Origin of the sequence: Streptomyces sp. TSRI0281, from assembly GCF_001905125.1 — a bacterium.
GTDB lineage: Bacteria > Actinomycetota > Actinomycetes > Streptomycetales > Streptomycetaceae > Streptomyces.
On sequence record NZ_LWLE01000034.1, the window covers coordinates 276,301 to 284,713 of the forward strand.

Below are 8,413 nucleotides of genomic sequence, written 5' to 3' on the forward strand. Positions count from 1 at the left end.
CACCGGACCGCACGAAGGGGGACGTGCTGATGACCCAGCCGCCCAGCCAGCAACCGCCGCAGGGAGGCTTCGGGGCTCCGCAGGGGCCTCCGCAGGGAGCTCCTCAGCCGCCGCACCAGGCCCAGCCGCCCCAGCCGCCGCAGGCGCCGCCGCCCGCGCAGCCCCCGGCCGGCCCCCCGCAGACGCCGCCCCCCGGACAGCCCGGCTACGGCTATCCGCAGGCGCCGGGCCAGGACCCCGGAGGCTACGGCTATCCCCAGGCCCCCGGACAGGCGCCCGCGCAGGCCCCGGGACCGTACGCCCAGCAGCCCGGACCGTACGGTCAGCAGGCCGCGGGCCCGTACGCCCAGCAGCCGGGCCCGTACGGTCAGCAGGCCGCGGGTCCGTACGGCCAGCAGGCCCCGGCCGGTTACGGCTATCCGCAGCAGCAGTACCCCGGCGCTCCCGTGCCCGGCGGCCCGGCCGGATCCGGCGGCGGCGGCGGTGGCGGCCTCCTCAAGGGCAAGCCCGCCGTCCTCGGTGCCGCGGCGCTCGCCGTCGTCCTGGTCGTCGGCGCCGGTGTCTGGTTCGCCGTGGGCGGGGGCGACGACGACAAGAAGCCCGTCGCCAACGGGAGCACCGGCCCCAAGGCGCCCAGCGGTTCGCCCACGGTCGACGAGGGCGACGGCAACGGTGACGGCCGCGCGGTGGACGACGACCTCAACGCCGGGCGCAAGCCGGGCGAGGCGAAGGTGCTCTGGCTCCAGACGAACGATGTCGACCTGCCGCGCAACGGCGCCGACGTGTACGGGCCCTGGACCGTCGGGGACACCGTCGTCAAGGCCATGTACCGCGGCATCGCCGCCTACTCCGTGGCCGACGGCAAGCAGAAGTGGGCCCTCCCGCTTCCCGCCGATGTGTGCGCGACGCCCAATCAGCCGACCGCCGACGGCAAGATCGTCCTCGGCGTGAAGAACGGCACCTCGGACAAGGCCGACTGCTCCGACCTCCAGATGATCGACCTCAACACCGGTAAGGCCGGCTGGAAGAAGTCGATCACGAAGAACGGCACCTGGGACCTGATGTCCGACATCGGTCTCGCGATCAGCGGCGACACCGTCACCGTCGGGCGCACCAGCAACTCCAACGCGTTCCGCGTCAGCGACGGCAAGGAACTGTTCGGCAAGCCGTCGGGCAACTGCCAGCCCTTCGCGTTCGCGGGCGGCCCGAAGCTGATCGCCGCGACCAGCTGCCGCACCGACGACCTGGACAACCCGCAGCACCAGATCCAGGAGCTCGACCCCACCACCGGCAAGGCCAAGTGGACCTACCAGCCGCCGCGTGGCTGGGAGGTGAAGAAGGTCTACTCGGTGAGCCCGCTGATCGTCTCGCTCACCCAGAAGAAGAAGAAGCAGTGGTCCATCATCGCGCTCAAGGAGAACGGCACGCTCCGTTCCCAGCTGGTCAGCGACAAGGGTGACAAGCTCTCCACCAACTGCGGCCACGACTTCAGCATCTTCGGCGAGAAGCTCGAAGGGTGCAGCGGTGTCGCCGCCGACGCCAACACCTTCTACATCGCGACCGAGCCCGACTCCAGCGGCACCGGCCGGACCAACAAGGTCATCGCCTTCGACCTGAACACCGGCAAGACCAAGTGGAAGGCCGACGCCCCGGCCGAGCGGGTGCTGCAGCCGCTGCGTATGGAGGGCGGCAACGTGCTGCTCTACATGGAGGCGAAGTACGACAAGGGCGGGGCGATCGCGACGCTCCCGCCGGCCGGGGGCACCCCCAGTGTCGTGCTCCAGCACCCGGACGGGACGACCCGCCTCGAAAGCAGCTTCTTCACCTCCAAGATCGCCTACGCGGGCGGCCGTTCCTTCGTCATGAGCGGGCGCATCAGCGCGAGCAACGACGAGAAGGAGAAGGAGCAGAAGACGATGATGGTGTTCGGCAAGTGACGGTTCACGACGGCACCCCACGGAATACGGCCGAAAGCCACCGGCCCCGACCCCACACACCCCCTTCTCCCGAGGTACGTACGCCATGACGCAGCCGCCCCAGCCGCCGAACGAGCCGTCCTCCGGCGGATTCGGCGCCCCCCAGGACCCGCCGCCCGGTGGGTTCGGCGACCCGACCCCGCCGCCGTCGGACGCCTTCGGCAAGCAGCAGCAGCCGCCGACCGCGCCCGCCGGTGGGTACGGGAGCCCGCCGACCCCGCCGACCCCGCCCGCCGATGGCTACGGCTATCCGGCGGCAGCCCCGCCCGCCGGTGGCTACGGCTACCCCACCGCCCCGGCCGCGGGCGGCTATGTCCCCCCGCCCGCGCCGCAGCCCAACGGGTACGGCTACCCCAACGGACCTCAGGGCGGCTACGGCTATCCGCAGGGACCGTCGTCCGGGCAGCCCGGGATGCCTCCGCAGCAGGGGTACGGCTACCCGACCCAGCCGATGCAGCCGCAGTACCTGGCCCCGGAGCCGGGCGGGAACGGCGGCAAGAAGTTCACCACCCAGATGCAGATCATCGTCGCGGCGGCCGTCGCCGTGGTGCTGATCATCGGCGGCGGCATCATCTACGCCTCCGGCGGCGATGACGACAAGGACGGCGGCACCGAGGCGGCCTCCACCGGCACCACCGGCGGCGAGGACAAGGGCGCCGAGGGCGACGGTCTCGCCGGAGGCGACGAGAAGGCGCCCACGAACACCAAGTCCAAGGTCGGATTCCAGCTTCCGCAGCCGAAGGTCACGGACGTCACCGCGGTCGCGGGCTCCTGGCTCACCGACAAGGCGTACGTGAAGACCGGCGTGAACGAGATCGTCGGCTACGACCCGGCCAAGGGCACCAAGCTCTGGTCCATCCCGCTGCCCGGTCAGCTCTGCGCCGCCTCCCGGCACATGAGCAAGGACTTCAAGACGGCGATCACGTTCGAGGCGGGCAAGCCGACCAAGGCGAAGAAGTACCAGCCGTGCAACCAGGTCGGCGCGCTCGATCTGGCCACCGGCAAGCTGCTGTGGAGCAAGTCGGTCACCGCCGCCAGCAACGGTGACGAGCCGATCAGGTTCGACGAGGTCACGCTCAGCGGCACCACGGTCGCCGCGGGCGGCACCAGCGGCGGCGCGGCCTTCAACCTCACCACCGGCGCCGAGCTGTGGAAGCCGAAGGTCAGCACCGACGGCTGCTACGACAAGGGGTACGGCGGCGGCGAGGCCCTCGCCGTGGTCCGTATGTGCGGCACGTACGACCAGCCGCAGCTCACCATCCAGGCCCTGAACCCGGCCACCGGCGCGCCGATCTCCTCGTTCAAGATGCCCTCCGGTGTCGAGTACGCGAGCGTCGTCTCCACCAAGCCGCTGGTCGTCGCGGCCGACGTCGGCGACACCGCCGGTGACGGCAGCAGCATCTCGGACTTCTTCTCGATCGACGCGGCCACCGGCAAGCTGATCGTGCGGATCTCGGCCGACGGGGACAAGTACGCGGCACGCTGCGGCTCCACCGAGGTCGAGCAGTGCCAGCACCTGGCGGTCGGCAACAACCGGCTCTACCTGCCGACCGAGGAGCACGAGGGCGGCGGCGACTACGGCGACACCAACGAGATCGTCGCCTTCGACCTGACCACCGGCAAGATCGTCGGCGGCAAGGCGGACGCGGGCGACCGCTACACGCTGACCCCGCTGCGGATGGACGGCTCCAACGTCATCGCGTACAAGCAGCCCCCGTACGACAAGGGCGGCCAGATCGTCTCGATCAACGGCTCCACCTTCAAGCAGACGCTGCTGATGGAGAACCCGGGCGAGGAGGCGGTCCGCGACGCGGAGACCAGCTTCTCCGGGGACTACGCCGAGATCATGTACTCCCAGGGGCGGCTGTACATGTCCGAGGTGATGATCAGCGAGCCGCGCGAGAGCTCGCTGGACGACAAGCAGTACCTGGTGGTCAGTTTCTCCACCGGTTGATCACGCGCGGCTGATCGCTCAGCAGCCGACCACTCATCCGCCGACCCGTGCGTACGGGCGTGCGCCAAGGCCCTGCCGGTCGATCGCCGACCGGCAGGGCCGATCGTTTTCCGCCTCTCAAGTGGCCCTGAACAAAGCAGGATTCGGCATTCCGGGGGGTGTTCGGCGGGTAAGGTGCGCAACCTCGAACAAGCGGGTAGCTTGCCGGGGCGGACGGGCCGGGGCGGACGGCCGGGGCCGGTGGCCGGGGCACACAGGGGGACTTGGGGGCGTGTTCGATGGGCGGCGTGCGGCTCATGGTGGTCGATGATCACCGACTGCTCGCCGAGGCACTCGCCTCGGCGCTGAAACTGCGCGGGCACCGGGTGCTCGCGGCGGCCGCGCCGACGTCCGGTGCGGCGGAACTGGTGGTCAGCAGAGTCCCGGAGGTCTGTCTCTTCGGCACGGCGTCCCCCGCCGAGCCGGGCACCTTCGACCCGATCGCGCGGATCGGGCGGGAGCGCCCGCAGGTGGCGGTGGTGGTGCTGGGGCCGGTGCCGAGTCCGCGCGGGATCGCGGCCGCCTTCGCCGCCGGGGCCGTCGGCTATGTGCGGCACGACGAGCGGATCGAGGGCGTGGAACGGGCCATGGTCAAGGCCCGCGCGGGAGAGAGCGCCATCGCTCCGCAACTGCTCAGGTCCGCCTTCGCCGAGCTGCTCAACCCGGCGGTCCAGCCGGACGACGAGGGCCGCCGGCTGCTGCAGATGCTCACGCCGCGCGAGGCCGAGGTGCTGGTCCGGGTCGCGGAGGGCGAGGACACCCGGCTGATCGCCGTCGGGATGGGGATCGCGTCGAGCACCGCGCGTACGCATGTGCAGCGGGTGCTGATGAAGCTCGGGGTGGGCTCGCGGCTGGAGGCCGCGGCCCTCGCGGCCCGTACGGGGCTGCTGGACCGGGCGGCCGAGGGCGCGCCGCGGGGGCCGGGCATCCTCGGCTGAGTCCGCGCCGGCCGGTTGACCCTTGGGGCTCCCTGTTGGTTGGTGATCGAACCCGGTCGCGCGCCCGGCCCACCTCCTCGCCGGGCTCTCCCGTACGCCGCCGTACTCCTGGCCGCCATGCTCCTGGCCCCCGTACTCCTGGCCCCCGCACTGCGGCCGTCGTACTCCTGGCCCCCGTACTCCTGTCCTTCTGGCCGCCCCGCTCCCGGTCGTCGGCCGGACGCCACATCATTGACGGGCATGTTTGCTTGTGGTTAATTATGTGTGGTTATGTTTGGAGGAACCTGGTGAAGAAAACGGTTACGACCCTCGCCGACGGCCGTGAGCTGATCTATTTCGACGCCGCGGACGACACCGTCCGCGAAGCCGTCGACCGCCGCCCCCTCGACCCGGTCGCGACCTCGTCCCGCATCCGCCGCGACCCGCTCCTCGGCGACTCGGTGGCCATCGCCTCGCACCGCCAGGGGCGTACGTACCACCCGCCCGCGGACGAGTGCCCGCTCTGCCCCTCGCGGGACGGACGGCTCAGCGAGATCCCCGACGACCACTACGACGTCGCCGTCTTCGAGAACCGCTTCCCCTCCCTCGCCGGTGACTCCGGCCGCTGCGAGGTCGTCTGCTTCACCTCCGACCACCGGGCGTCCTTCGCCGACCTGACCGAGGAGCAGGCCGCCCTGGTCCTCGCGGCCTGGACCGACCGCACCGCCGCCCTCGCCGAGCTGGACCAGGTCACCCAGGTCTTCTGCTTCGAGAACCGCGGCGCCGAGATCGGGGTGACCCTCGGCCACCCGCACGGCCAGATCTACGGCTACCCCTTCGTCACCCCGCGCACCGAGCTGATGCTCCGCTCCGCGCACCGGCACCGCGAGGAGACCGGCCGCAACCTCTTCGACGACGTCGTGGCCCGTGAGGAGGCGGACGGCTCGCGCATCGTGCTCAGTGGTGAGCACTGGGTCGCCTTCGTGCCGTACGCCGCGCACTGGCCGTACGAGGTCCACCTCCACCCGCGCCGCCGCGTCCCCGACCTGCGCGAGCTGGACGGGGCCGCCCGCACAGAGTTCCCACAGATCTACCTGGAACTCTTGAGGCGATTCGACCGGATCTTCGGCCCCGGCGAACCGCCGACCCCGTACATCTCGGCCTGGCACCAGGCGCCGTTCGGGGTCGAGGGCCGGGAGGACTTCGCGCTCCATCTGGAGCTTTTCACCATTCGACGTACCTCCGGCAAGCTGAAGTTCCTCGCGGGTTCCGAGTCCGGCATGAGTGTGTTCATCAACGACGTGCCGCCGGAAGCCGCGGCCCAGCGACTGCGAGAGGTAGCGAGCGAGTGAGCAACCCCCAGAAGAAGTACCTGGTGACCGGTGGCGCGGGATATGTCGGCAGTGTGGTCGCCGCGCACCTCCTGGAGGCCGGGCACGCGGTGACCGTCCTCGACGACCTGTCCACCGGGTTCCGGGAGGGAGTCCCGGACGGGGCCGAATTCATCGAGGGCCGCATCCAGGACGCGGCCAAGTGGCTGAACCCCGACTACGACGGGGTGCTGCACTTCGCCGCGTACTCCCAGGTCGGCGAGTCCGTCGTCGACCCGGAGAAGTACTGGGTCAACAACGTCGGCGGCACCCTCGCCCTGCTCGCCGCGATGCGCGACGCCGGGGTGCGGACCCTCGTCTTCTCCTCCACCGCGGCCACCTACGGCGAGCCGGTCTCCAGCCCGATCACGGAGTCCGACCCGACCGCGCCCACCAGCCCGTACGGTGCCTCCAAGCTCGCCGTCGACCACATGATCAGCGGCGAGGCTGCCGCGCACGGCCTGGCCGCCGTCTCGCTCCGCTACTTCAACGTGGCGGGCGCGTACGGCAGTTGCGGGGAACGCCACGCCCCCGAGTCGCATCTGATCCCGCTGGTGCTCCAGGTCGCCCTGGGGCAGCGCGAGTCGATCTCCGTCTACGGCGACGACTACCCGACCCCGGACGGCACCTGCGTCCGCGACTACATCCATGTCGCCGACCTCGCCGAGGCCCACCTCCTGGCGCTCGGCGCGGCCACCACCGGCGAGCACCTGATCTGCAACCTCGGCAACGGCAACGGCTTCTCGGTGCGCGAGGTCGTCGAGACCGCCCGGCAGGTCACCGGCCACCCCGTCCCCGAGACCGCGGCCCCGCGCCGCGCCGGTGACCCGGCCGTGCTCGTCGCCTCCGCCACCGCCGCCAGGGAGCGCCTCGGCTGGCAGCCGTCCCGCGCCGGCCTGGCCGGAATCATCGCCGACGCCTGGGCGTTCGCCCGCCGAGAGGAGCCCACCACCCCATGACGGACGCCACCACCGAGGCCGCCGCGCAGGCCGCCGCCGAGGCCGTGACCGCCGCCGAGGCCGACAACGCCGAGCTGGTCGCCGGCTTCGCCGAGCTGTACGGGACCGCGCCCGAAGGAGTCTGGGCGGCACCTGGGCGGGTGAATCTGATCGGTGAGTACACCGACTTCAACGACGGCTTCGTGATGCCGCTCGCGCTCCCGCACACCGCGCGCGCGGCCGTCGCGCGGCGGATCGACGGCGAGCTGCGGCTGCACTCCACCGACGTCCCCGGCGGCGTCGTCCAGCTCCGCGTCGACGAGCTGGCCCCGCACGCGGGCCACGGCTGGGCCGCCTACCCGGCAGGCGTGGTCTGGGCGCTGCGCGAGGCGGGCCACCGGATCACCGGCGCGGACATCCAGCTGACCTCCACCGTCCCCACCGGCGCCGGGCTCTCCTCGTCCGCCGCCCTGGAAGTGGTCACCGCGTTCGCCCTGAACGACCTGTTCGAGCTCGGCCTGACCGCCTCCGAGCTCGCGGTGCTCGGCCAGCGCGCGGAGAACGCGTTCGTCGGTGTGCCCTGCGGGGTCATGGACCAGATGGCCTCCGCCTGCTGCACCGAGGGCCATGCCCTGTATCTGGACACCCGTGACCTCAGCAGGCGCCAGGTCCCCTTCGACCTGGCCGCCCAGGGGCTGACCCTGCTGGTCGTCGACACCCGGGTCAAGCACGCGCTCGGCGACGGCGCCTACGCCGAGCGCCGTGCGGCCTGCGAGGAGGGCGCGCGGCTCCTCGGCATACGCACCCTGCGCGATCTCCCGTACGACGGTCTCGGCGCCGCGCTCGACACCCTGGCCGCGGCCGGGGCGGACGAGTCCGTCGTGCGCTGCGTACGCCATGTGGTCGGCGACAACCGGCGTGTCGAGCAGGTCATCGCCCTGCTCGACACGGGCGACGTACCCGCCGTCGGCCCGGTCCTCGACGCGGGCCACGACTCGCTCCGGGACGACCTGCGGGTCTCCTGCCCGGAACTGGACCTGGTGGTCTCGGCGGCGAACGCGGCCGGGGCGCTCGGGGCCCGGATGACCGGCGGCGGCTTCGGCGGCTCGGCGATCGTGCTGGTGGACCTGGAGCGGGCCGACGCGGTCACCAACTCCGTGCGGGAAGCGTTCGCTTCGGCCGGTTACGCCGCTCCCGGTGTCTTCACCGCGGTGCCGTC

The 8,413-nt window shown here is 71.7% G+C and carries 6 protein-coding genes; all 6 read left to right on the forward strand.

The window, feature by feature from the left end; all coding sequences use genetic code 11:
* Positions 1–29 precede the first annotated feature (29 nt).
* Positions 30–1,937 carry an outer membrane protein assembly factor BamB family protein gene (locus A6A29_RS33140; RefSeq protein WP_073726540.1) on the forward strand — a complete coding sequence of 636 codons (1,908 nt, stop codon included), beginning with the start codon at positions 30–32 and terminating at the stop codon, positions 1,935–1,937.
* Positions 1,938–2,022: 85 nt separating this feature from the next.
* Positions 2,023–3,930, forward strand: a complete 1,908-nt coding sequence (locus A6A29_RS33145; RefSeq protein WP_073725914.1) for an outer membrane protein assembly factor BamB family protein — start codon at positions 2,023–2,025, stop codon at positions 3,928–3,930.
* A gap of 278 nt (positions 3,931–4,208) precedes the next feature.
* Positions 4,209–4,907: a helix-turn-helix transcriptional regulator gene (locus A6A29_RS33150; RefSeq protein ID WP_073725916.1), complete on the forward strand. Its 699-nt coding sequence runs from the start codon at positions 4,209–4,211 to the stop codon at positions 4,905–4,907.
* Positions 4,908–5,194: 287 nt separating this feature from the next.
* Entirely contained in the window at positions 5,195–6,238 is a 1,044-nt protein-coding gene (galT, locus tag A6A29_RS33155) for a galactose-1-phosphate uridylyltransferase (RefSeq protein WP_073725918.1), read from the forward strand.
* Positions 6,235–7,215 (forward strand): UDP-glucose 4-epimerase GalE, encoded by a 981-nt coding sequence (gene galE, locus A6A29_RS33160; protein WP_073725920.1) that lies wholly within the window; start codon positions 6,235–6,237, stop codon positions 7,213–7,215. Before galT ends, galE begins: the two co-directional genes overlap by 4 nt.
* A partial coding sequence (gene galK / locus A6A29_RS33165) for a galactokinase (RefSeq protein ID WP_079183127.1) occupies positions 7,212–8,413 on the forward strand: 1,202 nt, incomplete at its 3' end. The genes galE and galK, both read left to right, overlap by 4 nt.

Excerpts from the sequence above, each read along its gene's own strand:
- A6A29_RS33140 (WP_073726540.1), top strand. The coding sequence starts at position 30 with ATGACCCAGCCGCCCAGCCAGCAACCGCCGCAGGGAGGCTTCGGGGCT.
- A6A29_RS33145 (WP_073725914.1), top strand. The coding sequence starts at position 2,023 with ATGACGCAGCCGCCCCAGCCGCCGAACGAGCCGTCCTCCGGCGGATTC.
- A6A29_RS33150 (WP_073725916.1), top strand. The coding sequence starts at position 4,209 with ATGGGCGGCGTGCGGCTCATGGTGGTCGATGATCACCGACTGCTCGCC.